This window comes from Paraburkholderia piptadeniae (assembly GCF_900007165.1).
Lineage (GTDB): Bacteria > Pseudomonadota > Gammaproteobacteria > Burkholderiales > Burkholderiaceae > Paraburkholderia > Paraburkholderia piptadeniae.
Window position 1 is genome coordinate 33,141 of sequence record NZ_CYGY02000038.1, and the last position, 25,132, is coordinate 58,272.

At 61.6% G+C, this 25,132-nt stretch carries 21 protein-coding genes and 1 pseudogene; 14 read left to right on the forward strand and 8 right to left on the reverse strand.

Going from position 1 to position 25,132, the window contains the following annotated elements; all coding sequences use genetic code 11:
* Window positions 1-29: 29 nt before the first annotated feature.
* Together wrbA and BN2476_RS21015 are read right to left on the reverse strand one after the other, a co-directional pair.
* Entirely contained in the window at window positions 30-656 is a 627-nt protein-coding gene (wrbA, locus tag BN2476_RS21010) for an NAD(P)H:quinone oxidoreductase (RefSeq protein ID WP_087736095.1), read from the reverse strand.
* Window positions 657-683: 27 nt separating this feature from the next.
* Window positions 684-1,634: a ring-cleaving dioxygenase gene (locus BN2476_RS21015; RefSeq protein WP_087736096.1), complete on the reverse strand. Its 951-nt coding sequence runs from the start codon at window positions 1,632-1,634 to the stop codon at window positions 684-686.
* A gap of 312 nt (window positions 1,635-1,946) precedes the next feature.
* On the opposite strand from BN2476_RS21015, the gene BN2476_RS21020 reads away from it, so the two are divergent.
* From BN2476_RS21020 to BN2476_RS21030, 3 genes are all read left to right on the forward strand, one after another.
* Window positions 1,947-2,858 (forward strand): LysR substrate-binding domain-containing protein, encoded by a 912-nt coding sequence (locus BN2476_RS21020; protein ID WP_087736097.1) that lies wholly within the window; start codon window positions 1,947-1,949, stop codon window positions 2,856-2,858.
* Between the two features lie 310 nt (window positions 2,859-3,168).
* Window positions 3,169-4,821: an MFS transporter gene (locus tag BN2476_RS21025; protein WP_087736098.1), complete on the forward strand. Its 1,653-nt coding sequence runs from the start codon at window positions 3,169-3,171 to the stop codon at window positions 4,819-4,821.
* A gap of 523 nt (window positions 4,822-5,344) precedes the next feature.
* Complete coding sequence (locus BN2476_RS21030; protein WP_087736154.1) at window positions 5,345-6,280, forward strand: ATP-grasp fold amidoligase family protein; 936 nt, start codon at window positions 5,345-5,347, stop codon at window positions 6,278-6,280.
* A gap of 106 nt (window positions 6,281-6,386) precedes the next feature.
* Here BN2476_RS21030 and BN2476_RS21035 read toward each other — a convergent pair whose 3' ends face one another.
* The 4 genes from BN2476_RS21035 to BN2476_RS21050 all read right to left on the reverse strand — a co-directional run bounded on the left by BN2476_RS21035 (window position 6,387) and on the right by BN2476_RS21050 (window position 9,574).
* Complete coding sequence (locus tag BN2476_RS21035) at window positions 6,387-7,055, reverse strand: response regulator transcription factor (protein WP_087736099.1); 669 nt, start codon at window positions 7,053-7,055, stop codon at window positions 6,387-6,389.
* An 18-nt stretch (window positions 7,056-7,073) separates the two neighbouring features.
* A complete protein-coding gene (locus tag BN2476_RS21040; RefSeq protein ID WP_087736100.1) occupies window positions 7,074-7,979 on the reverse strand; it encodes a S1C family serine protease in 906 nt (301 codons plus the stop codon).
* Between the two features lie 193 nt (window positions 7,980-8,172).
* Entirely contained in the window at window positions 8,173-8,775 is a 603-nt protein-coding gene (locus BN2476_RS21045; protein WP_087736155.1) for a cysteine hydrolase family protein, read from the reverse strand.
* A 133-nt stretch (window positions 8,776-8,908) separates the two neighbouring features.
* Window positions 8,909-9,574, reverse strand: a complete 666-nt coding sequence (locus BN2476_RS21050; protein WP_087736101.1) for a FadR/GntR family transcriptional regulator — start codon at window positions 9,572-9,574, stop codon at window positions 8,909-8,911.
* A 216-nt stretch (window positions 9,575-9,790) separates the two neighbouring features.
* Here BN2476_RS21050 and BN2476_RS21055 point away from each other — a divergent pair, with 216 nt between their 5' ends.
* From BN2476_RS21055 to BN2476_RS21065, 3 genes are read left to right on the forward strand one after another with little or no spacing between them, the layout of a single operon-like run.
* The gene (locus BN2476_RS21055; RefSeq protein WP_087736156.1) at window positions 9,791-11,575 is read left to right on the forward strand and encodes a gamma-glutamyltransferase family protein; all 1,785 of its coding nucleotides are present in this window, start codon (window positions 9,791-9,793) and stop codon (window positions 11,573-11,575) included.
* 37 nt (window positions 11,576-11,612) lie between these two features.
* Window positions 11,613-13,085 carry an MFS transporter gene (locus BN2476_RS21060; protein ID WP_087736102.1) on the forward strand — a complete coding sequence of 491 codons (1,473 nt, stop codon included), beginning with the start codon at window positions 11,613-11,615 and terminating at the stop codon, window positions 13,083-13,085.
* A 30-nt stretch (window positions 13,086-13,115) separates the two neighbouring features.
* Complete coding sequence (locus BN2476_RS21065) at window positions 13,116-13,655, forward strand: GAF domain-containing protein (RefSeq protein WP_235850914.1); 540 nt, start codon at window positions 13,116-13,118, stop codon at window positions 13,653-13,655.
* 115 nt (window positions 13,656-13,770) lie between these two features.
* Here the strand turns inward: BN2476_RS21065 and BN2476_RS21070 are convergent, their stop codons facing one another.
* Window positions 13,771-14,502 (reverse strand): GntR family transcriptional regulator, encoded by a 732-nt coding sequence (locus tag BN2476_RS21070; protein ID WP_087736104.1) that lies wholly within the window; start codon window positions 14,500-14,502, stop codon window positions 13,771-13,773.
* A 385-nt stretch (window positions 14,503-14,887) separates the two neighbouring features.
* Here BN2476_RS21070 and BN2476_RS21075 point away from each other — a divergent pair, with 385 nt between their 5' ends.
* The 7 genes from BN2476_RS21075 to BN2476_RS21105 all read left to right on the forward strand — a co-directional run bounded on the left by BN2476_RS21075 (window position 14,888) and on the right by BN2476_RS21105 (window position 22,786).
* Window positions 14,888-16,204: a Rieske 2Fe-2S domain-containing protein gene (locus BN2476_RS21075; protein WP_087736105.1), complete on the forward strand. Its 1,317-nt coding sequence runs from the start codon at window positions 14,888-14,890 to the stop codon at window positions 16,202-16,204.
* 59 nt (window positions 16,205-16,263) lie between these two features.
* Entirely contained in the window at window positions 16,264-17,700 is a 1,437-nt protein-coding gene (locus BN2476_RS21080) for a glutamine synthetase family protein (RefSeq protein ID WP_087736157.1), read from the forward strand.
* A 27-nt stretch (window positions 17,701-17,727) separates the two neighbouring features.
* Entirely contained in the window at window positions 17,728-18,051 is a 324-nt protein-coding gene (locus tag BN2476_RS21085; RefSeq protein WP_087736106.1) for a 2Fe-2S iron-sulfur cluster-binding protein, read from the forward strand.
* A gap of 4 nt (window positions 18,052-18,055) precedes the next feature.
* Window positions 18,056-19,312 (forward strand): NAD(P)/FAD-dependent oxidoreductase, encoded by a 1,257-nt coding sequence (locus BN2476_RS21090; protein WP_173819645.1) that lies wholly within the window; start codon window positions 18,056-18,058, stop codon window positions 19,310-19,312.
* On the forward strand, window positions 19,312-20,091 hold the full coding sequence (locus tag BN2476_RS21095) for a gamma-glutamyl-gamma-aminobutyrate hydrolase family protein (protein ID WP_087736159.1): 780 nt from the start codon (window positions 19,312-19,314) through the stop codon (window positions 20,089-20,091). The genes BN2476_RS21090 and BN2476_RS21095 overlap by 1 nt, the downstream gene beginning before the upstream one ends.
* 3 nt (window positions 20,092-20,094) lie before the next feature.
* Window positions 20,095-21,069 carry a LysR family transcriptional regulator gene (locus BN2476_RS21100; RefSeq protein WP_087736107.1) on the forward strand — a complete coding sequence of 325 codons (975 nt, stop codon included), beginning with the start codon at window positions 20,095-20,097 and terminating at the stop codon, window positions 21,067-21,069.
* 355 nt (window positions 21,070-21,424) lie between these two features.
* Window positions 21,425-22,786, forward strand: coding sequence for an MFS transporter (locus tag BN2476_RS21105; RefSeq protein ID WP_087736108.1), 1,362 nt, complete (start codon window positions 21,425-21,427; stop codon window positions 22,784-22,786).
* 63 nt (window positions 22,787-22,849) lie between these two features.
* On the opposite strand, the gene BN2476_RS21110 is transcribed toward BN2476_RS21105, so the two are convergent.
* Complete coding sequence (locus BN2476_RS21110) at window positions 22,850-23,401, reverse strand: 4-hydroxylaminobenzoate lyase (protein ID WP_087736109.1); 552 nt, start codon at window positions 23,399-23,401, stop codon at window positions 22,850-22,852.
* A gap of 468 nt (window positions 23,402-23,869) precedes the next feature.
* Here BN2476_RS21110 and BN2476_RS21115 point away from each other — a divergent pair.
* Window positions 23,870-25,050: pseudogene (locus BN2476_RS21115) on the forward strand (porin).
* The last annotated feature ends 82 nt before the right edge of the window (window positions 25,051-25,132 follow it).

The following is a 25,132-nucleotide window of genomic DNA, read 5'->3' on the forward strand; positions in this document are numbered from 1 at the left end:
CGCGAGAAGACTCCGCCTTTGTTGCTTTCTCAGGCTGCCACTGCGTTCTGCTCGTAGCGCAACGCCCGTGCAACTGTCGTGACTCTACGGCCCTGGAAGCGTGCGACCGCCAGGTGCTCATCGTCGGGCTTCACGGCATCGAGTTGCGAAACATGGGTCGCGCCGTAGGGCGTGCCGGCCTTGAACATCACGGCATCAGCGTAGCCAAGTGGCACGATGATGAGGCCCAGATGCGCCATCGGCGTATAGATCGACAGGAGCGTCGCTTCATTGCCGCCGTGCCGCGACGAGGTCGAACAAAATACCGATCCGACCTTTCCGTTCAGCTTGCCCTGGAACCACAGGCCACCGAGTCCGTCGATATAGGCCTTCAACTCCGTCGAGATGGTGCCGAATCGCGTTGGCGTCCCAAACACGATGGCATCCGCCCACTCGGCGTCGGCCTCCGTCGGCGCTTCGTACTTTTGATTCATGGCCGTCGCGTTTTCCAGCCAGCCCGGCGCCTGTTGCATGACTTCAGGGCCCACAACCTCGCGTGCACGTCGGATGCGGATCTCGGCCCCTGCGTCGACGGCTCCGTCGGCGACGGCGCGGGCCAGCATTTCAGTTGAGCTGTTGCGTGAATAGAAGACGACCAGTACTTTGGGTTTCTGCATGAGGATGTCCTGACAAGATGAGCGCGGTTAAACGGCGATGGGCTCGAGCCGTCCGAGCAGCTCGTCCTTGCGATCGACGAGCCAGGGGGGAAGCTGAAATTCCTCGCCAAAGTGTCCGGGCTCTTCATCGATCGCGAAGCCGATATCGGTCGTGGCCGCCTCGAAGATGACGCCGCCCGGCATCTTGAAGTACATCGAGCGGAAGTAGTTGCGATTGACCGATTCCGACGTATCGATGTAGCCCATTCCCATGAACCTGTCCTTGAGGATCATCTGCTGATCCACACTGTCCACCGCGAACGCGACATGATGAATGGTGCCTTCCCCGTAGATTGACGAGCCCTGGTGCCGGTCCGGCTCATGAAAGAACTCCACGACCATGCCGGGACCTCCCGTATGCGTCTCGAAGCGATAGTAGGGCCCGGATTGGCCCACCTGCCGGAACCCGAGCGCTTCGCCCATGAACCGGATCGATTCGGCAACCTCGCGCAACGACAGCGTGATGCTGTGCACGCCGCGAACCGCGAACGCCTCGGGGATATCTTTTGCCACGCAGGCCGGCCGCGTATCAAGATCCGTCTCGACGAGATCGAACTCGATACCGCACGGATGATAAAAGCGCTGGCGTCGCTCATTGAAGCGCTCGGGAATCTCGACGTCGTACGAAACCTTGAAATTATCGAAGCGGCTGCGCCAGAAATTCAACGAGCCTTTGGGCACCGAGTAGTTGATGACCCTGACTTGCCCCGAGCCGGGGCGCGCCTTGACGCCTTTCTGCCTGAATGGAAACGACGTCACCAACGTACCCGGGTCGCCATTCGCATTACCGTAGTAGAGGTGATAGATCGGGTCCTCGCCGTCAAGAAGAACCGTCTTCTTCACGAGGCTCTGTCCGAGCAGCTTGACGTAAAAATCGACATCTTCCTGAGCGCCGCTCACGCCAGCAGTCAGGTGATGAAATCCTTTGATCATTGACATTGTCTACTCCACTTATAAGGCATTGGACTACAAACAGCAGACGGCGCAGGGGCCGCTCGCTTCTATCAGCTTAAGCGCTTCGAATCGATTGGAAATCCATCGTTGCGTGTACACAGGGTTCATAAAATTGAACGATGGCACTACATCGGATCTGGCGCGGCTTGCCGCTTCAAATCGTCGACAAAGACCGATTGGAGAGGCTTGAGCAGTACACTCACCAAGGTTTGCACGGATGGCATCGGGTCTTGGCCGCGGAGTATGATCAGAGCCTCGGGTACATCCCACATCCAACGCTCGGCTCGACTTCATGCAATGCTGGATCTGAAGGACGTTTATTTCTTTGTGCAGGTTGTCGACCGAGGCGGCTTCACGTCGGCGGGTGAAATGCTTCGTCTTCCGAAGTCCACGCTGAGCCATCGCGTCAAGGAACTGGAAACGTCACTGGGCGTTCGGCTCATCAACCGGACATCCCGCCAGTTCGCCGTGACCGAGGTAGGTGAAGAGTTCTATCAGTACGCTGTCGCCTTGTTGCGGAGCGCGGAAGTCGCCGAAGAGGCGATGCGTCAGCGGTTGGTGGAGCCAAGCGGTGTGATCCGTGTCACCGTGGCCGCCGAAATCGCGCAGTTCGCGCTGCGCCACGTGTTGCCCACCTTCCTCTCCGATCATCCGAAGGTGAGGATCGTTGAAACCGCGACGGACAGGGTCGTGGATATCGTGGGAGAGGGATTCGATCTCGCGATCAGAGGTCACACTGGCCAGCTTCAGGATTCCAATCTGGTTCAGCGACCACTGGCGAAAGCACCCTGGTACCTCTTCGCGGGGGCGGAGTATCTCGGACGGATGTCCCAGCCAGAACAGCCTGAAGAACTCGCGGCCCATACGACCATCGGCCTCGCCGGCAAGGGCCCGCAACAGTGGCAATTGCGCGGGCCAGACAAGCGCGTCATCACGGTGCCCATCGAACCGAGGTTCCAGAGCAATAGCCTGATTTCGCTGAAGGAAGCTGCGTGTGCAAACATCGGCGTCGCAGCGCTGCCGGGCTACATCTGTCAAGCCGAGCTGAAAGCGGGTGTGCTGCGGCAGATACTTCCTGAATGGATTGCCGCCGACGCTCGCATAACGGCGCTGATTCCCTATCGTACTGGCCTCCTGCCTGCGGTGCGCACGATGGTCGACTACCTCGCGGTCGTGCTGCCCAAGGTCACAGCCTTCGACCGCAACTAAGTCGTGCCGCCCGCCAGCTGCCCGGCTGGCCGTTTCACTCTCCTGGAGAGCCCGTGCCAACACGTGCGCGGCCCGGAACGCGCGTGCGTTTCATATAAATCCAACTGCCAACGAATGCAGGTAAAACATTGCGTTGGCAATCTGTATCGTCGGCGAGTAAGACGAAAAGCCTGGTTCGGAAGCGCATTTGCGCCTTTATCGGAGTAAACGCGGGGAGCGGGGCACCCGAAGCCGTTCAGTTCACTGAACGGACGACCGCTTTACTTGTCCATTACATAGTTGATAGCACTGCACCGAGTGGACAAGTCCGATGGCCGATCACGCCGCCCCGCCTCTCGACAAAACGCGCGACGAGCCGCATGCGTTGGCCGCTCAGGCCGCCCCTTGCGACGATCTCGCCATCCTTGCGCAACCCGCTGGCGACCGCCCGTGCCGCCGCAAGCGGCTTGCTCTCGCGGCGACGATTCTCGGCACCAGCATGGCCTTCATCGACGGCTCGGTCGTCAACGTCGCGCTGTCCTCCATCCAGAGCGAACTCGGCGCGAGCGTCGCGGCGATGCAATGGGTCGTCAATGCATACCTGTTGCTGCTCGGCTCATTGGTGCTGGTGGGTGGAGCGATGGGCGACAAGCTTGGGCGGCGCACGGTATTCATGGCGGGCATCGGGTTGTTCACAGTGGCATCGGCGGCATGCGGCTTCGCACCGAGCTCCGGCGCGCTGATCGCGGCGCGCGCGGTGCAGGGCGTCGGTGCGGCGCTGCTTGTGCCGAGCAGTCTCGCGATCATCGGCGCGGTCTTCGACGAGCGCGAGCGTGGTCGCGCGATAGGCACATGGGCCGGCGTTGGCGCGATCACGTCGGCCGTGGGTCCTGTTGCGGGCGGCTGGCTCGTCGATGCGTTCTCGTGGCGCGCGATCTTCTATCTGAACGTGCCGCTCGCGGCCGCGACGATCGCGCTCGCGCTGTCGTCGGTGCCGGACAGCCGCAACGAAGGCTCCGCGCGCCGTCTTGACTGGGCAGGCGCGATCACGGCGGCCGCCGGGCTCGGCGCGCTCACGTATGGACTCACGCGCGCTTCGTCACATGGTTTCAACGATGAAGTGGTGATCGGCGCGATCGCTGCCGGAATCCTCGTCTGCGCCGTTTTCATCGCGATCGAAGCGCGCAGCCAAGACCCGATGATGCCGCTCGACGTGTTTCATTCGCGAGATTTCAGCGGCGCGAACCTCGTCACGTTGCTGCTGTATTTCGGTCTCGGCGGCGCGCTGTTCTTTCTTCCGTTCACGCTGATTCGCGCGCACGGCTACTCGGCGACGGAAGCCGGCGCGGCGCTGTTGCCCCTGCCCGTCGTGATGGGCGGTCTGTCGCGCTTCACAGGCGGGCTCGCGACGCGCCTCGGGCCACGTGCGTTACTGACTGTCGGCCCGTTGATCGCGGCTGTCGGCTTCACTCTGCTCGCGCTGCCTGCGCTGTTCGAGACCGATCGCGAAACCTATTGGACGAGCTTTTTTCCCGGGCTCGCCGTGCTCGGTCTCGGCATGACGATCACCGTCGCCCCGCTGACGACGACCGTGATGACGGCCGTTCCCGCCGCGCGCGCGGGCGTCGCGTCGGGCATCAACAATGCTGTTGCGCGCATCGCGAGCCTGCTGGCAATCGCGGTGCTCGGCATCGTGTTCATGTGGTCGCATGGCGCGGCGCTCGCGGTGCGCCTCGAACGACTGAACATTCCGCACGACCTGCATCGCGCGGGGCAACTGCTCGAACCCGATACATCGACGCTGACGGGCGCGCACGCGGTGCCTTCACCGATCATCGAGGCGCAGGCGGAAGCGATCGATGCGGGACTACGGGCTGTCGCGCTGACGTCGGCAGCATGCGCTTTGCTCGGCGCAGCGTGCGCTGCGGCGACGATCCGCGGGCAGAAGGCGAGACAAGCCCAGACTCCAGGGCAGGCAAGCTAGCGCGACGGATCGGTTCCCGCTGCACGTCGGAAGTGGCAAGTGGATACGTAAGCAAAGTTCGACGCATAGTTCGCGGCCGTGGCTGGCGATGGCATCCGGAAACATGACTTTCAGCCGTCGTCATGTTTCACCGTTTTCTTTCCATTCGCCTGGTTCTTTGGTTTCGAAGCGGAACGATATGGTCAGATCAGTCCTATGCAGGAGGCAAAGAAGCACAAGCGCTGAAACATTCCTTGTGTGTGCCCGTATTCACACTCCAGTGAGTTCTCACCGCGAACTGTGTCGAAAGCTTGCGCGTTTCCGGCCGGTAGTGTTCAACGTTTCCGGCCAATAACACTCGAATTAGGGACGAAATTGTTGCAGCGCCGCGATAGCTGCTAAGCTCGATGCAGTGCTGGTTGTCTCAAGCGTGGAACCTCGGTCGAACCGGCATCAAGTTCGATGTGTATTCTGGACACCAAGACTCACCGGCTTGGAGAAACATATCTATGCCCGCAACGCGCACGGGAGAGCGGCTCATTTCATGGAGACGCTCACATGCCCATGCGCAGACTTCAGGTGTACTGTGCGACGACCTTTCAAATCACGGGTAAAAGAGCAAGCAAAAGCTCTGCTGCCAGACTTGCTTTTCCTTTCACTTCTACATCGAAAAGAAGTAGGGCGATTTCCAAATCTGATCCGGCCGCGTACATTCAACGAACAGATCCTGAGAAGAAGCCTGAAACCTGATCCTCGATACGCTCTTCTGACGGACAAGCTTGGTGTGCGCGAGTACGTAGGCAGAGTGCTTGGTGAACAGTTTCTTGTTCCCTTGATTTCGAAACCCGCGGGGTTTACGCCATCCGTTTTCGATTCACTTCCGGATTCCTTTGTGATGAAAGCGAATCACGGAAGCTCGTTCGTAGAAGTCGTGCACGACAAATCGAAAGCCAGTTTTGAGGGACTTCAACATCTCGCTGCTCGATGGCTGTCGACGAATTTCTATAAAAACGCTCGTGAGCGTCACTACAGGGACATCGAGCCGCGATTGTTCTTCGAGACGCTTTTGCTCGACAAAAGAGGAAAGATTCCTGCCGACTACAAGGTGCACTGTTTCGGCGGAAAAACGGGACGACCCGAGATGTTCATCCTGCACATCAGCGATCGCTTTGGGCAAGACCCGCGTGGCAACATCTATGACGTGAACTGGAATCATCTCGACGTATCGGTCGGCGGGTATGCGCGCAGTGTCACGCCGGAACCGCCTCCCGATAACCTGGCCATGGTGCTTCAAGCCGCAGAGACGTTATCCGAAGGTTTTGACTATGTGCGGGTCGACCTATATGCCTTCGATGATGCGATTTACTTTGGTGAATTGACGTTCACGCCTGGTGCGGGCGTGGTGCCCATGTTCCCCGACCAGATCGATTTCGAGTGGGGCAAACTCTTGAGAACCATGGCTTCTACAGGTACTCAATGAAGTGACGGCTTTTGCAATGGCTGCGGCTAGTGGACGCGCGATCGAGGCTTTTTTCACGACCGAAAGCCGACAATGTCGATGCGGGTGGCGGGATTGTCTCTTCTGTCTACACCATGATGAATCCGTGCCGCATTCCGAGCATCACCGCTTCGGTGCGGTTGGTCGCGCCGAGTTTGCCGAAGATGGAGGAGAGGTGGAATTTCACCGTGTTGTCCGAGATGTCGAGTTGCCGCGCGATCTCCTTGTTGCCGAGTCCGTCGGCGAGCATCGCCAGCACTTCGATCTCGCGTAACGTCAAGGCTTCGAACGATTCGCCGGATGCCGTCGTGTGCCGCGGTTTTCGTCCGGCCAGCAGCTTTGCGAGAATGTCGGGCGACAGCACGCAAAGACCCGCGGCGACGGCTTCGATGGACACGACGATTTCGGCTGGCATCGCGTTGTGCGAGAGGATAGCAACCGCATCGGTGGGCAGCGCATCGAGGATCGATTCGCTGTCCGGGTCGTCGCTCAACAGGACCAGCGCCGGTGGCGCGTGTCCCGGTTCGAATAACGTCTTGAGCGCGTCGCTCACCTCGGGCTCGATGTCGGTCACGACCACATCCGGCACCGAACCGGCAAGGCAATCGACGAGCGTTTCGGCGTCCGCTGCGCTACCCGTGAACTCAAGTGCCGGGCTCGCCTCGACAAGCGTTTGCAGGCTTGCGCGCACCTGCGACGATGCAGCAATCACCGCGACCCGCACGGGCGCCATGTGTACCCTCTGTCCATCCGACATTTCGCCGCTTCCCGGACCTCATCTGCACGAATTCCGTTGAGGGCGTTCGCCCACTGTGACCGAACAGGCGTGGCGTTCGCCACCTCGGATCAGCGCGATTTGCAACGGCTGTCCAATGCTCGCGGAGCCCAGCGCGGCATGCACGTCGCCCATGTCTCGGCAGGGCTTGCCGTCCAGTTCGATCAGCACATCGCCGATCAGCACGCCCGCCTGTTCCGCGGGACCGCCCGGCGCTAGCGAATTGATCAGCAATCCGCTGCTGAACGGCAGGCTCATTTTGTCGACCCACGCGTCCAGCAGGTTGACCTGCTGCGTGCCGACGCCAAGATAGCCGCGTGAGACGCGACCTTTAGCCAGCAGTTCATCGGTGACGCGCTCCACGGTCATCCCGGGAATCACCATGCCGGCGCCGCGCATCAGCGCCGACGTGCAGATGCCCATGACCTGCCCGCGCATATCCGCTAGAGCCGCACCGGAGAAACCTGCGCGCAGACCGCCGTCCAGTCGCACGAACGCATCGAGCTGTCCACCTCTCCAGGTGCGCCAGGGGCCACCTGTGCTGCCGATCACGCCAAAATCAGCGCTGACGCCGAGCTCGTCCGCACGAGCGACGGCGAGCGCAAGATGACCCGGCTTCAGCGAGCGGGCATCGCCGGAATCGATTGGGTCCAGCTCCACGCCGTCCAGTTTCAGCACGCCGAGGTCGGTGCCCGAATCCAGGCCCGCGAGGACTGCGCCGACCGTACGGCCGTCGGACAACGTGACTTCGATCCCGTCCTCACGCCTGATCGTATGCGCAGCCGTCACGACGACGCCATGTCGCCAGATTACGCCACTTGACGGCATGCGATGCCGGCCGTGTACTGCCACGACACTTCGCCCGACTCGCCCGACAATGTCTGCCAGAGTGTCCGAGAAATCCATCAAAGGATTTCCGCTTGAGGATGTGGTTTCCATTTCAAGTCTCCTGCCAGTTGCGATGCGACCTGCTTGTGCCTCGCGTCATCGATTGCCCGGCTATCCATGCGGATAGCGTTGTGACGACGGGTTCACAATGACAGAAGAAGAGGGGGCGCACACCACCCAAATGGGTAGCCGGGCAAAATGGCAGCAAACGCTACGCGAGCAGCAACAAGGCATCGGCGAGCGAGAGCACCGTTGTGCGCGAATCGAACGCCGTCGAAAAAAGATGATCGTGCACGACCTGATCCGGGTCGTAACAGCAATCCTTGACCGTGAACAAGCGGAAGTCCGCGTCGCTCGCGTACGCAACCGACGACAGCACGACACCCGTCGACGCAATGCCCACCATGAGCAGTGTATCGATACCTTGCGCGCAAAGCCGCGCCTGCAGGTCGGTACCGAAGAACACGCTGGCACGATGCGCGATGATGAGCGGTTCAGTGGCCTGCTGGCCGAGTTCGGGCGCGATCCGGTCGTCGATGAAAAGACCAAGTTGCTTGATTCCCTGGCCGTTCCTGTTCAACGGACTGACTTCAGGATAGCCCGGACTAAAGTGGATCTTGGCGAAATAGACGCTGATGCCTTTGGCCCGCGCAGCGTCACACAGCTTGCGCGTATTGGCGAGCAGAGTGGGCGCGACGGATGGAAACAACGCCAGGATGTCAGTCTGATAGTGCATGACCACCAGAGCTGTTTGCCCTGGAACGATCGCCGGTATCGGCATCTTCGTGCCATGCGCTTCGACGGCGCTTTTCATGCCCGGCTGACTGTCCGCCGAAGCGACGGGTGCGGGTTCAATGCGTGGCGGCATAAGGCGACGCGATGAAGAAAGTTGCTCGACTCTACCACGGCCATCGTGAAGCGAAATTTCAAGGAGCGATGCAGGCCCGCTATTCATCGACTTCCGTCGACGCATACCGCGTGTGCAATCTCGCCGCGACGTTGGCGAGATGATCGCGCATGCGCGCATAGGCGGCATCCGCATCGCGTTCCAGCATGCAATCGACGATCGCCTTGTGCTCTGCCGCGAAGCGTTGCCGATTGCGGTCGTCGACTGTTTTTTCGCGCAACGTCGGCCGTGCGCGCACGCCGTTGATCGCTTCCATCAGCGCGATGATGGCGGGGTTACGCGTCGCTTGCGCGATCAGCAGATGGAAACGGTGATCCCACTTCTGCCACTCCTCGTCGTCGCGCGCAGTGGCGTTCTTGCGCGCGCAGTTCTCGAGTTCAGCGAGGTCCTCGGGTGAGGCTTTGATCGCGGCCAGCGCGGCAAAGGCCGGTTCGATGGCGAGCCGCATCTCGGCGATATCGGCGGGACTCGTGCGCGCGCCGAGTCCCGCGACCGTGGGCGTGAACCTGATCGGGCGGCTGCCCAGATACGTGCCGCGTCCGACCCCGCGCCATACGCGCCCCGACGCTTCAAGCGTCGACAGCGCGGCGCGCAGTTCGCGTCGCGACAAGCCGAGCATTTCCGCCAGTTGCCGTTCTGGCGGCAACGCATCGCCATCGCGCAGCCCGTGCTTGCTGATGAAGGCATTTAATGCTTCCACGCTCATCGACTATTCCCCTTTGGCGTCTGAACCAATATTTGTTGGTTCGAAGTATAAGAGGCGCGCGCCGGATTTGCAATGCCAGGCGAATCCGAGCTTGACACCGTATTTTTGTACGTAAACATTAAGCGACGACAGCACAGGCGCTGTACCTGGAAGAAAAAACAGCGAGCCAATTTTTGGCGAACCAAGTATGTATTGGTTCGAATGGAGGAGTTCGATATGGGATTCACGACGCGCCCGGAACTGATCGGCACTTTCGGCATGGTGGCGAGTACGCATTGGCTTGCCAGTGCGTCGGCGATGGCGGTTCTCGAGAAAGGAGGCAATGCGTTCGATGCCGCGGCTGCCGCCGGCTTCGTGCTGCAGATCGTCGAGCCGCACCTGAACGGTCCGGGCGGCGAGCTGCCTGTCGTGTTCTATTCGTCGCGGGAAGACCGGGTGCGCGTGTTGTGCGGTCAGGGCGTCACGCCGGCCGCGATGTCGATCGAACGCATGAAGCAGATGGGCCTCGATGTCGTGCCGGGCACGGGCTTGCTGCCGGCTGTCGTACCTGGCGCGTTCGGCGGCTGGATGGCGTTGTTGCGCGACTACGGGCAACTGCCGCTCGCCGACGTGCTGAGCTACGCGATTGGCTACGCAAGGAACGGCTATCCGGTGATTCCGCGCATGTCCGCATCCATTCTCGCGATACAGGAGTTCTTCAAGTCGGAATGGAAGACGTCTGCCGCCGAGTGGCTGAAGGACGGCGAAGCGCCGCGCCCCAATGCGCTGTTCGCGAACCCGGCCATCGCGGCGACGTACGAGCGCATTCTGAAACTCGCGTCGTCGAAACAGGATCGTGCCGAGCAGTGCGAAGCCGCTCGCCATGCGTTCTATCGGGGCTTCGTCGCGGATGCGGTCGATCAGTATTTCCGCGGCACGCCCGTGCTCGATACGTCGGGCAAGCGGAATCGCGGTCTTCTGACGGGCGACGATCTCGCGCGCTGGCAGCCTTCATACGAGGACCCGACGTCGTTCGAGTACGAAGGGCTGACGGTGCACAAGACGGGGCCGTGGGGCCAGGGTCCCGTCTTCCTGCAGCAGCTTGCGTTGCTGAAGGGCTTCGATCTCGCATCGATGGACCCGACGGGTCCGGACTTCATCCATACCGTGATCGAATGCGCGAAGCTCGCGTTCGCTGACCGCGAAGTGTTCTACGGCGATCCGAACTTCTCCGACGTGCCGCTGCCGACTCTGCTGAGCGATGCCTATAACGACGAGCGCCGCAAGCTCGTCGACGGCAAGCGCGCGTCACTCGAGTTCCGTCCGGGGGCGATCGGCGACAGCGCCGCGCGCGCCGCGATCATCGTCGCCAATGCGGGACGCGAGCAGCCGGGCGGATTCGGGCAGGGCGAGCCGACCTTCGCGCCCTTGCCGGAATTGCGTGGCGACACGGTGCATCTGGACGTCGTGGATCGCTGGGGCAACATGGTGTCCGCGACGCCGTCGGGCGGCTGGCTACAGGCATCGCCCGCCGTGCCGGGCCTTGGTTTCAACATCACGACGCGCACACAGATGTTCTGGCTCGAACCGGGACTGCCGTCGTCGCTCGGTCCTGGCCGCCGGCCGCGCACGACACTGTCGCCGACGCTCGTCACGCGCGACGGCAAGCCGTATGCCGCGTTCGGTTCGCCCGGCGGCGACCAGCAGGACCAGTGGTCGCTCCAGCTTTTCCTCAAGCACGTGCACGCCGGCATGAACCTGCAGGCCGCCGTCGATTCGCCGACCTTCCAGACCGCGCACTTTCCGGGCTCCTTCTATCCGCGCGCGATGCAGCTCGGAAAGATGTCCGCCGAAGCGCGCATCCCCGAAGCGACGCTCGCCGAATTGCGCCGCCGTGGGCACGATCTGACGGTCGCGGAGCCGTGGGCGCTTGGCCGCGTCTGCGCCGTCGGCATTCGAGACGGCCTGATGCGTGGCGCCGCGACGCCGCGTCAGATGCAGGCGTATGCGATCGGCCGTTAAACGTCACATGTCGTAGCAGATCTTCTGGAGCACTTTCATGTCATCCATCGCTGCCCGCCTCGAGCGGCTGCCCCTCTCGGGCTTTCACCGCAAGCTGCTCGTGATCGGCGGACTCGGCTACATGTTCGACGGACTCGATTCGTCGTCGCTGGCGTTTCTGCTGCCCGTGGTGAGCAAGCTGTGGCACCTGTCGAGCGTGCAAATCGGGCTCGTCGCGAGCAGCACGTATATGGGGTACTTCTTCGGCGCGTTCCTGTCAGGGGTGCTCGCGGACATCATCGGCCGGCGCCGCATCATGATGTCCGCGCTTTCGATCTATTGCGTAGCGTCGTTCGCAAGCGGCATGGTCAACGACTGGCACGCGTTCTTTGCGCTTCGCATCCTGGCCGGCTTCGGCTCGGGCGCCGAAGCCGTCGTCATCGCGCCGTTCCTCGCCGAGTTCATTCCGCGGCGCTATCGCGGCATGTTCTGCGGCGCGCTCGTCGGGTTCATGTCGTTCGGCTATGTGACTTCGTCGATCCTTGGCTATACGGTGATCGGCAAATTCCCCGATGGATGGCGCTATATGGCCGTCATCACCTCGCTGCCGGTGGTCATGCTGCTGTGGTGGCGCAAGACGCTTCCGGAATCGCCGCGCTGGCTCGAAGCGCAGGGGCGTGTTCGCGAGGCGCTTTCCATCGTCGAGACGGTCGAGGCGTGGTTTGCGAAGCAAGGCATCGCGCTGCCCGAGGCGTCGCTCAGCGAAACTCCGCTGGCTGTTCCAGCGAAGCCGCGCGGGGCATTGGGCAACGTTGCAGCAATCTGGTCGCGCAAGCTCGCGAGAACGACGGCGGTGAGCTGGCTGATGTGGTTCTCGGTCGCGTTCGCGTACTACTCGTTCTTTTCGTGGATTCCGAGCCTGCTCGTGAAGGAAGGGCTGACGATCACAAAGAGCTTCGGCTACTCGATTGCGATCTACGGCGCGCAGATTCCGGGGTATTTCACGGCTGCGTGGCTCAACGAAAAGATCGGCCGCAAGCGCGTGGTCGCGAGCTATATGCTGCTCGGCGGCGTTGCTGCGATTGCGCTCGCCTTCTCGCACACGGCGACGCAGATCATGATCGCGGGCATCTGCCTGTCGTTCTTCATGAACGGTGCGTTCGCGGGCGTCTATGCGTACACGCCGGAGATATTCCCGACGGCGGTGCGCACGACGGGGACGGGCAGTTCGTCTTCGTTCGGCCGCATCGGTTCGGTGAGCGCGCCGATTCTCGTCGGCTTCGTGTATCCCGCAGCGGGTTTTCTCGGCGTCTTCGGCATGACGACGGCGGTGCTTGTCGCGGGCGCATGTGTGGTGCTGGTGTTCGGCATCGAAACGCGCGGTCGCTCGCTCGAAGAGATCGAAACGCAAGAACTCGGCGCGCGCGCCGCGCCTTCGCCGCTTCCATCGCGCGATGGGGCGTGCGTTGCGGAATCGGAACAGCAGGCGGCTTCCCGCGGACGTGCCGGCGCGGCCGCCAAACAGTTTTGATCACGCGAATGCACAGGGATGAACCGCATCATGCAGCATGACTCCACGCAGCACCACGCGCTCTCGATCGCCGATGTTTCGCTCCTTGCGCACGCAATCCGTCAGACCGACCAGCCGAAGGCCATCTTCGAGGCGGTCGAGCAGGTTGCGCAGAATGCGATTGGCTTCAGGCTTTTCACGATCATGTGCTTCGATGCCGAGCGATTCGAGGTCGAGCGGCTGCACTCCAACATGCTCGACGTGTATCCGCTGAGCGGCCGCAAGAAGAAACACGGCAGCGTGTGGGGCGAGCACACGCTGCGTGACCTGAAGCCCTTTCGCGCGACGACGCCCGATGGCATCCGCGTCGCATTCGACGATCACATGGTGATGACGGGCATGGGGCTCGGATCGATCCTCAACATACCGGTGGCGTACAACGGCCGATGCGTCGGCACGATGAACATGACGCACGTCGCAGGCTGGTACACGCAGGCGCATGAAGAGATTGGCCTGCTGCTTGCAGCGTTCATCGCGGCGCCGCTTGCGTTGCATCAGGCGGCGAGCGTGAGCACGAGTGGGGTGTCGTGAAAGGTCGAAAGTCTGCTGAACGTCCAGGCCTGACTACCGTCGCAACGGAAATTGGTCGTCAGGCAAAACGACACGACGCGCAACGGCTGCACCCGGCGATGGACGGTCGCGCCGCTTACAGAACAGCCTCGGCGACAAGCTGCAATGCCGGGGCGAGCTTCATATACACCTCGGGACGCTCGAGCGCGTAAGTCAGATTCCTTTGCGCGATCTGTACGTGTTCGGTTGCAAGTGCCTGCGCGCGCGTGCCTTCGCCGTGCTCCATCGCCTGCACGAGGCTGTGATGCTGCTGATGGGCCATGAAGAGCCATTGACGCCCTTCTTCGATGGCGGACTGCATCGGCAGCATCGCGCTGGCAGCGGCGAACGGCAGGCGATTGTTCATTTCGATGGCGCGAATCAGCGCCGCGTTGCCAGAGCCCTCGACGATCAGCTTGTGGAAACGGTTGTTCATGTCCGTATACGCGGCGTAGTCGTCGAGATCGAGTTCTGATTTTGCGAGCAGCCGGTCGCCTGCGCGCAGGCATTCGCTCAGCGCGTTGGACAGTTGTCGCGGCACGCCATGTTCTGCAACCAGACGCGCAGCCATCCCTTCGAGGTGTCCGCGCACTGCGATCGCATCGGAGATTTCCGCGGACGTGATGCGCCGCATAACGTAGCCGCCTGCCGGAGACGGCTCGACGAGCCCTTCTTGTTCGAGCGTCGTGAGTGCCAGCCGAACCGGCGTGCGCGATGCCTTGAGCCGCTCGGCGAGCGCCACCTCGCCCAGGCGTTCGCCTGGCGCAAATTCGCCCTTCAGTATCAGGTCGCGCAAGTACACCAACACGCGTTCTTGCTGGGATTCCATTTCTTTTCTCCAGTGGCGGCCGGGCCGATGCGGGACGCCCTATGTGTCGCTGATTGTAGATCAAGCGAGCTGGTGTCATGCGTTGGCTTTTGCAAAATTTCGCTCGTATGTTTTTCATTGTATGCAATACACGCAGCAAGTGGTCAGTTTCTCCAAAATCTCTCGGTCTAGGGAAAATCCTGGTAAATGAAAAAATATATATATAAATCAATCACATAGATTGTCATATTTTGTGGTTTTGTGAGCCTTTCGGCAAGTCGCAGACGCTTCTGATTGCATACATAGGTTGAATATTTGAATTCGTGAGCCTATTCTTCGTGCTCATCAGCAGCCGGTTTGCATACATAGCACCGGTTGATGCATTCAACACAACCGGAGACAAGCCATGATGAGTTCCCAGCAAAACGAGACGATCACGCGCGTCGGCCAGGGCACGCCAGCCGGCCGGTTGCTGCGCAATTACTGGCAGCCCGTTGCGCTGGTCGAGGAATTGCCCGCCACGCGTCCCGTAAAAGCCGTGCGGCTGATGGGGCAAGACTTCGTCGTGTTCAAGGACGAACAGGGCCGCTACGGCATGCTGGATCGCGACTGCCCGCACCGTGGCGCCGACCTCGCGGCAGGACGGCTCGAAGCGGGCGGTCTGCGCTGCGCATTCCACGGCTGGCTCTTCGATGTCAACGGAGCCTGCCTGTCGACGCCCGGTGAGCCCGTCGGCAGCACGCTGTGCAAGAAGGTCCGTCAGAGCGCATACCCAGTGGTGGAGCGCAGCGGCATCCTGTTCGCCTATATCGGCAACGGCGAGCCGCCCGCCTTCCCGAATTTCGACTGCTTCGCCGCACCGGGCGAATACACGTTCGCGTTCAAGGGCCTGTTCGAATGCAACTGGCTGCAGGCGCTCGAAGTCGGTATCGATCCCGCGCACGCGTCGTTTCTGCATCGCTTCTTTGAGGACGAGGACGTGAGCGAAAGCTATGGCAAGCAGTTTCGCGGCGCGTCGGCGGACTCGGATATGCCGATCACGAAGGTGCTGCGCGAATACGAGTCGCCGGAAATTCTCGTGAGTCCCGCAGACTACGGATTGCGCCTCATCGCGAAGCGCCCGCTCGACGACACGCAGACGCACGTGCGTGTGACCAATGTCGTATTCCCGCAGGCCTTCGTGATTCCGATGAGCTCCGAGATGACGATCACGCAGTGGCACGTGCCCGTTGACGACGAGAACTGCTACTGGTACGCGATTTTTACGAGCTTCGGCGCGCCGACCAACAAGGAGCAGATGCGCGCGCAACGTCTGGAACTGTACGAGCTGCCGGACTACACATCACGAAAGAACAAGCGCAACCACTACGGCTTCGATTTGAACGAGCAGTTGACCCAGACCTACACGGGAATGGGCTTCGACATCAACGTGCACGACCAGTGGGCGGTCGAGTCGCAAGGCCCGATCCAGGACCGCACGCGCGAGCATCTGGGCACGACAGATAAGGGGATCATCGCGTACCGCCGTCTGTTGGTGGACGCAATCGAGAAGACGCAAGCGGGCGAGAAGACGCTGATGATGCTCGACGAACAGGAGGCCGCGCACCTGACGGGACCCGCGTCGATCGACGGCATCGGACCGGCGCAAGGCTGGGACGAGTACTGGAAGGAATCCGACCTGAAGCGCCGCAACGCTGCCCGTTGGCCCGCGCCCAAGGCTTGAATCCGCATCCCGCAAACCAGAATGGAGCGCGCGGGCGTCAGAGCGCCGCGCGGATCGACATGTCCTTTGTAGAAACCCATGGCTTGTGGACGGACGACCAGCACGCTGCCTACGCCGAGCTGCTGGAACGCCTCAAGAAGCGCGACGTTCAGGTCGTTCGTTTTTCGTTTCCCGATCAGCATGGACTGCTGCGCGGCAAGACGCTCGTCGTCGATGAAGCAATCAAGGCGTTGAAGTGCGGCGTAACGCTCACTACCACGCTGCTTGCCAAAGATACGTCGCATCGCACCGTATTTCCTGTGTACACGATGGGCGGCGGCTTCGACATGCCCGAAATGCAAGGGGCCTGCGACACCATGATGATCGCGGACCCCGAAACCTTCCGCGTATTGCCGTGGGCGCCGCATACCGGCTGGGTACTGTGCGATGTCTATTTCAACAATGGCAGGCCGGTGCCGTTCGGCACGCGGCATCTGTTTCGACGCGCGCTGGAGCAACTCGGCAATCATGGCTTCGAGTTCTGCTCCGGACTCGAAGTCGAGTTCCATGTCTTCAAGGTCGCTAGTCCGAACATGAAGCCCGAGCACGCGGGACAACCGGGCGTGCCGCCCGACATCGAACTGCTGTCGCACGGCTATCAGTATCTGACGGAGCTGCGCTACGACGCCGTCGATGAAGTGATGGAGATGCTGCGGCGTGGCATCGAAGGGCTCGGGTTGCCTGTGCGGTCGCTCGAAGTCGAATATGGGCCGAGCCAGTTCGAGTTTACGTTCGCGCCGACGAAGGGCGTTCGAAGCGCCGACGACATGATTCTGTTCCGCAGCGCCGTCAAGCAGATCTGTCAGCGCAACGGCTATCACGCGACTTTCATGTGTCGTCCGCGGATTCCGAATGTGGTGTCGAGCGGATGGCATCTGCATCAATCGCTCGTGCGCGTGGCCGATGGAAAGAATGCGTTCATGCCCGCCGACGACACCGCGCCGCTTTCGGCAAGCGGCCAGCACTATCTCGCAGGCCTGCTTGCTCACGCGCAGGGCGCGACTGCTCTGTCGACGCCGACCATCAACGGCTACCGGCGCTATCGGCCGTACTCGAACGCGCCGGACCGCGCGAACTGGGGACGCGACAACCGCGGCGTGATGCTGCGCGTGCTGGGTGGCGCGAACGATCCCGCGACGCGCATCGAGAACCGCATCGGCGAACCGACGGCAAATCCGTATCTGTACTTCGGCTCGCAGGTGCTATCGGGACTCGACGGGTTGCGGCGCAAGCTCGCGCTACCTCCATCGGCCGACACGCCGTACGAAACGCAAGCCGATGCGCTGCCTCGCACGCTGGGCGACGCAATCGCCGCGCTGCGCACCGACGAATGTCTGCGCGAAGGCTTCGGCAGCGCGTTTATCGACTACTTCTGCAAGCTCAAGGAAGCGGAGATCGACCGCTTCAACCTGGAAGTCACCGAGTGGGAACACCGGGAGTATTTCGAAACGTTCTGATGGTGTTTCCATCGAAGGAGAGAAGTCATGCCTATCGTCACCTACATTCTGCGCGACGGTGACCGCAGAGAAATCGATGTACCCGCCGGCACCAGCGTGATGGAAGCCGCGATACACAACAACGTCCGTGGCATCGACGCCGAGTGCGGCGGCTGCCTGTCGTGCGCGACGTGCCATGTCTATGTCGATGCGTCGTCCACTGCGGAGATTCCATCGGCCGACGACTCCGAGCTGGAATTGCTCGATGGCGTGGCCGCCGAACGTCGTCCGGAGAGCCGGCTGAGTTGCCAGCTTGTCGTCATGCCCGCGATGCACGGTCTCGTCGTGCAGATTCCGCCGAAGCAGGGCTGACATCATGAAACGTACGCTGGTGATCGTCGGCGCGTCGTATGCGGGCGTGCAACTCGCGGCGTCCGCGCGGGAACTCGGATTCGACGGCGATATCGTGCTGCTCGGCGATGAGCCCGACGCGCCGTATCAACGTCCGCCGCTGTCGAAGGGCTTTCTCACGGGCAGCTTTGCGGAGGAGCGCCTGCCGCTGCGTTCGCAGGCGTTCTTCGAAGAAGAGCACATTCAATGGAGGCCGTCGACGCGCGCGACCCGTATCGATCGCGAGAGAAAAGCAGTCGAACTCCGCGACGGCACGCGCATCGCGTACGACCATCTCGCGCTGGCGACGGGCGCGCGCGTGCGCAAGCTCGATTGCCCGGGCGCGTCGCACGATGCCGTTCACTATCTTCGCGATCTGCGCGATGCAAGGCGGCTCGCCGGGTTCGCGCGTACGGCGCGGCGTGCCGTCGTGATCGGCGGCGGCTACATCGGGCTCGAGGCGGCGGCGTCGTTGCGTCAAAGAGGGCTGGACGTGACTGTTGTCGAGACGGAGCCGCGTCTGCTCGCGCGTGTCGCGTCGCCGTGGATGTCCGCCTTCATGCAGCGCGCGCACACCGCGCATGGCGTCTCGTTCGTATTCGGACGCAAGGTGGTGAAGCTGCACGACACCTACGATGTAGTGTCCGTCGAACTCGACGATGGAACGCGTCTGCTTTGCGATTTCGTTGTCGTGGGCATCGGCGTGATTCCTAACACGGAGCTCGCGGCGGAATGCGGACTGAAGGTCGCGGGCGGCATCGTCGTGGATGCGTATGCGCGCACCAGCGACCCGGCGATCGTGGCTGCAGGCGATTGCGTGTCGTTCGTGCCTCACTGGGCCCCTGCCGGTTCGCCGGCGTGCCGCATCGAATCGGTGCAGAACGCAAACGATATGGCCAGAACGGCGGCCGCTTGCGTCGTCGGGCGCGCCGAGCCGTATCGCGCTCTGCCGTGGTTCTGGTCGGATCAATACGATCTGAAGCTGCAAATGGCGGGCGTGAACGCAGGCTTCACGGACTTCGCCGTGCGCGGCTCTGTTGAAGACAACAGGTTCTCGTTGTTTTACTTTCGCGGCGAAGCGCTCATCGCAGTCGATAGCATCAACCGGCCGCAGGATCACATGCTGGCTCGCAAGCTGCTCGCAAACGGCGCACCGATTTCGCCAGCGCAGGCCGGCGATCCGCAATTCGATCTGAAGACGCTCGCAAGCGACGAACAACGCGTCGCGCAAGGAGCGGCATGATGCACGACGCCAATCGGAACCGGCCGCTGGTGGGCGTCGTGTGCGACCGCTTTTTCATCGGCGAGCACGATCTGCATAGCGCGAAGCACAGCTATGTCCGCGCGTTGATGGCAGGCTCGCGCGTGAGCCCCGTTCTGATTCCCGCCTCTCAAGACATCGATTCGATCGAAGGGTATCTGGACGGCGTGAGCGGTTTGCTGTTTCCGGGCGGCGCATCGAACGTGGAGGCGCGACGCTACGGCGGACCTGTCGACGCCGACATGCTCGTCGATCCGGACCGCGATCACGTTGCGCTCGAACTGATGCGTGGCGCAGCCGCGCGCGGCATGCCTTTTCTCGCGATATGCAGGGGCTTCCAGGAAATGAACGTGGCCTTTGGCGGCACGTTGCACGCCGACATCCATGCGTCGGGGCACTCGGCAGATCATCTCGAAGACCTCGATGAAGACCTGCACATTCGCTATCGATACCGGCACGACGTCGAGCTCGTTGCGATGGGTGCATTGTCCGCGCTCGCGGGAGGGCAACGCGTGCGCGTGAATTCGCTGCATCGGCAGGGCGTGGCGGCGCTCGCGCCTTCGCTGACTGTCGAGGCGCGCGCCCCTGACGGGCTGATCGAGGCGTATCGCCTGAACGGCCACGACTTCGCGCTGGGTGTGCAGTGGCATCCGGAAGCGATGATGGAAAGCGATGCGCTATCACGCGCGCTCTTCGAAGCATTCGGCGCAAGCTGCCGCCTTTACGCCGCGCTACATGCAGCCGCTCATCACGAGAGTTAGATCATGTCAGCAGACCGCATCGACCTCAACCTGTTGCGCGTGTTCGACGCGATATTCGAAGACCGCAATCTCGCGCTCGCGGGCAAGCGTCTGAACCTCAGTCAGTCCGCGATCAGCCATGCGCTGGCCCGGATGCGCGACGTGCTCGGCGATGACCTGTTCGTGCGCACGGGAAGGGGCATGGAGCCGACCGTGCGCGCAATCGGCATGGCGGTGCAGGTGCGCGGGGCGCTTGCGCAAATCAGGGCCGCGCTGGGCGTGGATGCGTTCGACCCGAGTGTCGCGCGGCGCAAGTTCGTGGTGGCCGCGAACGACTACATCACGTCGCTCGTACTGGGACGGCTCAGTCAACGCCTGCACGCCGATGCGCCGCTGGTGGACCTGGTCGTGCGGCCGTCGACACGGCTCGATCTCGCGGGACAGATCGACGTCGGCAAGATCGATATCGCGGTCGGCATTTTCGCCGATGTCCCGTCACGCTTTCGCTCGACGAAGCTCTGGGAGCAGACGGACGTCGTTCTGCTTCATCGCGACCATCCGATCGCGGACCGGCCGATCACGCACGACGATCTGCTGTCGTATCCGCTCGTTGCGATTTCACAGGGCGGCGAGGAGGAGGGTGCCGTGGGCGGCTTTATCGTCGAGCGAGGACTGGCGCGGCAGTCGGAAATGTTCAACCGCGAAGCGTTCAACCGCGCCTTTGCAACCGCCGTCGAGCCGCCGCGGATGCGCATGTCCGTCGCGCATTCGCTTGCAATTCCCGCACTGCTTCGTCATAGCGACATGCTCGCATTGGTGCCGTCGTCATTGGGTCGCGAACTGGCGCGCCATGGCGAGCTGAAGATGTGCGCGACGCCCTACGATTGCCCCAACGTCGTCGTGTGCGCCGTCTGGCATGAGCGCAACGACATCGATCCCGCTTTGCAATGGCTGAGGCATCAACTTGCCGATGTCGCGCGCCAGGTCCGCAGCGGCTGATTCGATCCGTTCAAGATCGATATGCAAACAATTCAGGGCACGGCAGCTTGTGCGCTGACTCGCGCGAACGTCGCCGAATCGGCGGGAAATGTGCGCGTTTTCTATTCAATGCGATCGCATCGCGAGAACGCTTCGATATTTCTCACTTCATTGCACGCCGCGCTTTCGTAATCGCCCGGGTTGTTGGGTCGATTTGGCGATCCTAAGCTTGGCGCTCGCTGGAAATTGCGTTGTTGCACGTAGCGGCGTTCATGCGAACAGCGCAAACGATTTTGCTTTCGACACAGGCGGGCAGGGCAAGGACCGGGCTTGCATCGGCCACGCCGACAATTCAACTCCCTTCGATGAGGATGCAATGGAAGAGACAAGGACCGTCGATGTACAGGCGCTCATCAATGAGCACCCGTTCTCCCGCTTTCAGTGGCTCGTATTTGCGATGTGCTTCGTGATCGTGCTGATGGACGGCTTCGATACGGCGGCGATCGGTTTCATCGCGCCGTCGTTACTGTCGGAATGGCATATCGGCAAAGCGGCGCTTGCGCCCGTGCTGAGTGCCGCACTCTTTGGACTTGCTTGCGGCGCGCTGCTCTCGGGTCCGCTGTCGGACCGAACGGGGCGGCGACGCGTATTGATATCGGCTGTGCTGCTATTCGGTGTTTCGTGTTTCGGTTCAGCGTACGCAACGAACTTGACCGAACTGACTGCGCTGCGCTTTATTACAGGCGTCGGCCTGGGCGCAGCGATGCCTAACGCCGTCACGTTGATGAGCGAGTTCTGCCCGGACGCCCGACGCGCGACCATCGTCAATCTGATGTTCTGTGGATTTCCATTGGGCGCCGCGTTCGGCGGATTTCTCGCGGCATGGATGATTCCGCAGTTCGGCTGGCGCAGCGTCCTGCTGTTCGGCGGAACGGTGCCCTTGCTGCTGACGGCGATGCTCGTGTTCATGTTGCCCGAGTCGGTCCGTTACATGGTGGCCAAAGGGCACCCCGTCCAGCGGATTCGCAAGGTACTGGTTCGGATCAGCGTGCGCGCCGGTTCCGCGCAGGCGTTCATCATGCAGGAAAGCGTGAAGCATGCGCATGGGAGCGGCGGCATACGCATCGTGCTTTCGCGTTCGTTCATCGTCGGCTCGGTGATGCTGTGGCTTTGCTACTTCATGGGTCTCGTCATCTTCTATGGACTCGTCAACTGGATGCCCGTCCTCCTCAGGGAGGCGGGAATGAGTTCGCAGCGCGCCGCGATGGTTTCCGCGCTGTTCCCGCTGGGCGGCGCCGGCACGGTGTTGTGCGGGATGCTGATGGATCGCTTCAATCCGAACCGCATCGTCGCCGCGGCGTATGCATTGGGTGCGATCAGTGTGTACGCGATTGGCCAGGCGATCGGCAATATCGGCTTGCTGGTGTGCGCGGTGTTCGTCGCGGGCGTGCTGGTGAATACGGCGCAGGTGTCGATGCCCGCTCTCGCGGCAGCGTTCTATCCAACGGCGGGACGCGGCACGGGTGTCGCGTGGATGCTGGGGGTGGGTCGATTCGGCGGGATTGCGGGTTCGTTTCTCGTCGCTGAACTGTCGAAGCAGCAGGTCAGCCTGCCTGGCATCTTCACCGTCGTGGCGATCTCAGGGGCGGTGTCGTGCGCGGCGCTGCTGATCAAACAGGCGACGAGCATCAACACCGTAGCGTCCGAAGTGCCAGACGGCGAATCGCTCGCGCACTAGAAAAAAGCGAGCTTCCGTTGAGGCTCGCTTTGTCGATGCTGGTTCGCATGCCGCCATTGCATCTCAATGCATCGGCGGCTCGATGTCATAAGCGATGCGACCCGCCGGCAGGAAGAAGAGCGCGATCACCGCGCCGCCCTTGGCCTCCGGAAAGTGATGGCTGCCCGGCGGGGGCGCCGTCCAGCCGCCATGACACCAGCCATTCGGTCTCGCGAGCGCGGCCCCTTCGTCGAGCGGCACGACCAGATTGAATTCCCCGTACGGGTGAGCGTGATAGTCGCCGCGGAAGCTGCCTTCGGGATTGGTTTGCGTGTTGTCGGTGCTGTCCATCAGCACGGCTGTGATGCTGAAGTAGAACGTCTCCGCGCAGGGCGCAACGAGCCGCGCGCGCCGATATCTCGGTCCGGCAATTTCGACGTCGGCGGCCCAGCCTTCTTCCACGCCTTGGGTAATGAGCGTGGAAAGATCCTTGTATAGCTCGCTGTCGACGCCGTATTTCGAGTTCAGCCATTGCTCGACTTCAGTACCTGTCGTCATGTCCTTGACCTCTTCCAGAAAAGGCAGGCAGCGCGCGACGAGTTGATCTTTGGTGCTGGTGACATCGGATTGAGACATTCACGTTCTCCTTGAATCGAATTGTCCTGTTCGCTTTTTACGGCAATGTCACGATGCCATAGCGATTCCGGCTAAAGAAGCGAATTCATTTCAACACCAACATGCACGCGGTTCATATCGCGGACGCCGATCTTGCACGCCGGGAGAGAAGCCAGTTTTTATCGCCTCGTTCAATATCGGATTGAATACATTTCACCGGCCATTTTCAGCCGATCTTCGAACCTGAAATTGACTCCCTTCTAGCGAATTTCTCTTCGCTCATTCGATCGTCGAAAAGATTGCTGCCTTCAATACGCAAATTCGAGCAGCAAGATTCTTGCGCAATTTCTTCACTGCTTTGAATGCCGTTGACGGCTCAAGGTTTTCCCCGTTGTTGCTTTTATTGTCCAACCCTAAGCTCGCCGCGATGCTTGTATCAATGATTAGATTTGGCATCCGAACTAACCCATGGCGATCAAAGGAGACTTCATGAAACACGGCAGGATTGCGGCAGTGGCTGCGGGGTTGTTCAGCGCTTCGGCTTTTGCACAAAGCAGTGTCACGCTGTACGGCGTCATGGACACTGGCATCGAATACGTTTCCCACGCCAATGCAGCAGGGGATCATGTCATTCGGATGCCTGGCATCACGGGCGAAGTGCCATCCCGTTGGGGCATGCGAGGCGCGGAAGACCTTGGCGGTCGACTCAAGGCGACCTTCGTTCTCGAAAGCGGGTTCAATCCTCGCGGCGGCGATTCCGGGCAGGGCGGCCGCCTGTTTGGACGACAGGCATGGGTCGGGCTCGAGGGGCCGTGGGGCGCGCTGACTTTCGGACGCCAGTACACGATGACGTATTGGGCGATGGCGGATGCCGATATTCTCGGACCGGACATCTACGGCATCGGGTCACTGGATGCTTTCGTGCCGAATGCACGAAGCGACAACACGGTCGTCTACAAAGGCAAGTTCTACGGCGTGACGATCGGCGCATCGTGGTCCTTTGGACGCGATAGCGCGGGCACGGGCAATTCGCCGGGGCAAGGCACCTGTGCGGGACAGGTGCCCGGCGATGCGAACCAGTGCCGAGAATGGAGCGCGATGCTCAAGTACGACGGCACGTATTTCGGCGTTGCCACTGCCTACGACGAACAGCGCGGCGGCACGAATGCAGCCGCGAACTTTTTCGACGGGACCGCCCCTTTTCCGATTAAATCGAGCGGTGACAAGGATGCGCGCCTCCAGGCGAACGGCTATGTGAACCTGGCGGGCGTGAAGATCGGCGGGGGATGGCTGGGCCGTCGGGTGGAGTCGGGCGGAAGCGGAGGCGACGTCCGCTCCAATCTGTTCTACGTCGGCGCGCAGTACTACGTGACGCCCACGTTCGCAGTCGATGGAGAAGCGTATCGCGTCATCGTCCAGCAGCAGGATGCGCGTGCAACCATGGCGAGTTTGCGCGCGTCATCGTCCAGCAGCAGGATGCGCGTGCAACCATGGCGAGTTTGCGCGCGACTTACTTCCTGTCGAAGCGGACTGCGGTGTACGGTAATGTCGCGTATCTGTGGAATAGCGCGCACGCTCGCTATTCCGTTAGCGCGGGCGGCGGCGGCACGACACCCGCGGCGGGCGTGGGGCAACTCGGCGCGATCGTGGGCATCCGGCATTCCTTCTGATCTGGCGCGGCGTGCGGAACGCCGCGATACGTCGGATACCATCGACTCGACGTATCGCGGCGGTTGACGACGGGGGCACTCC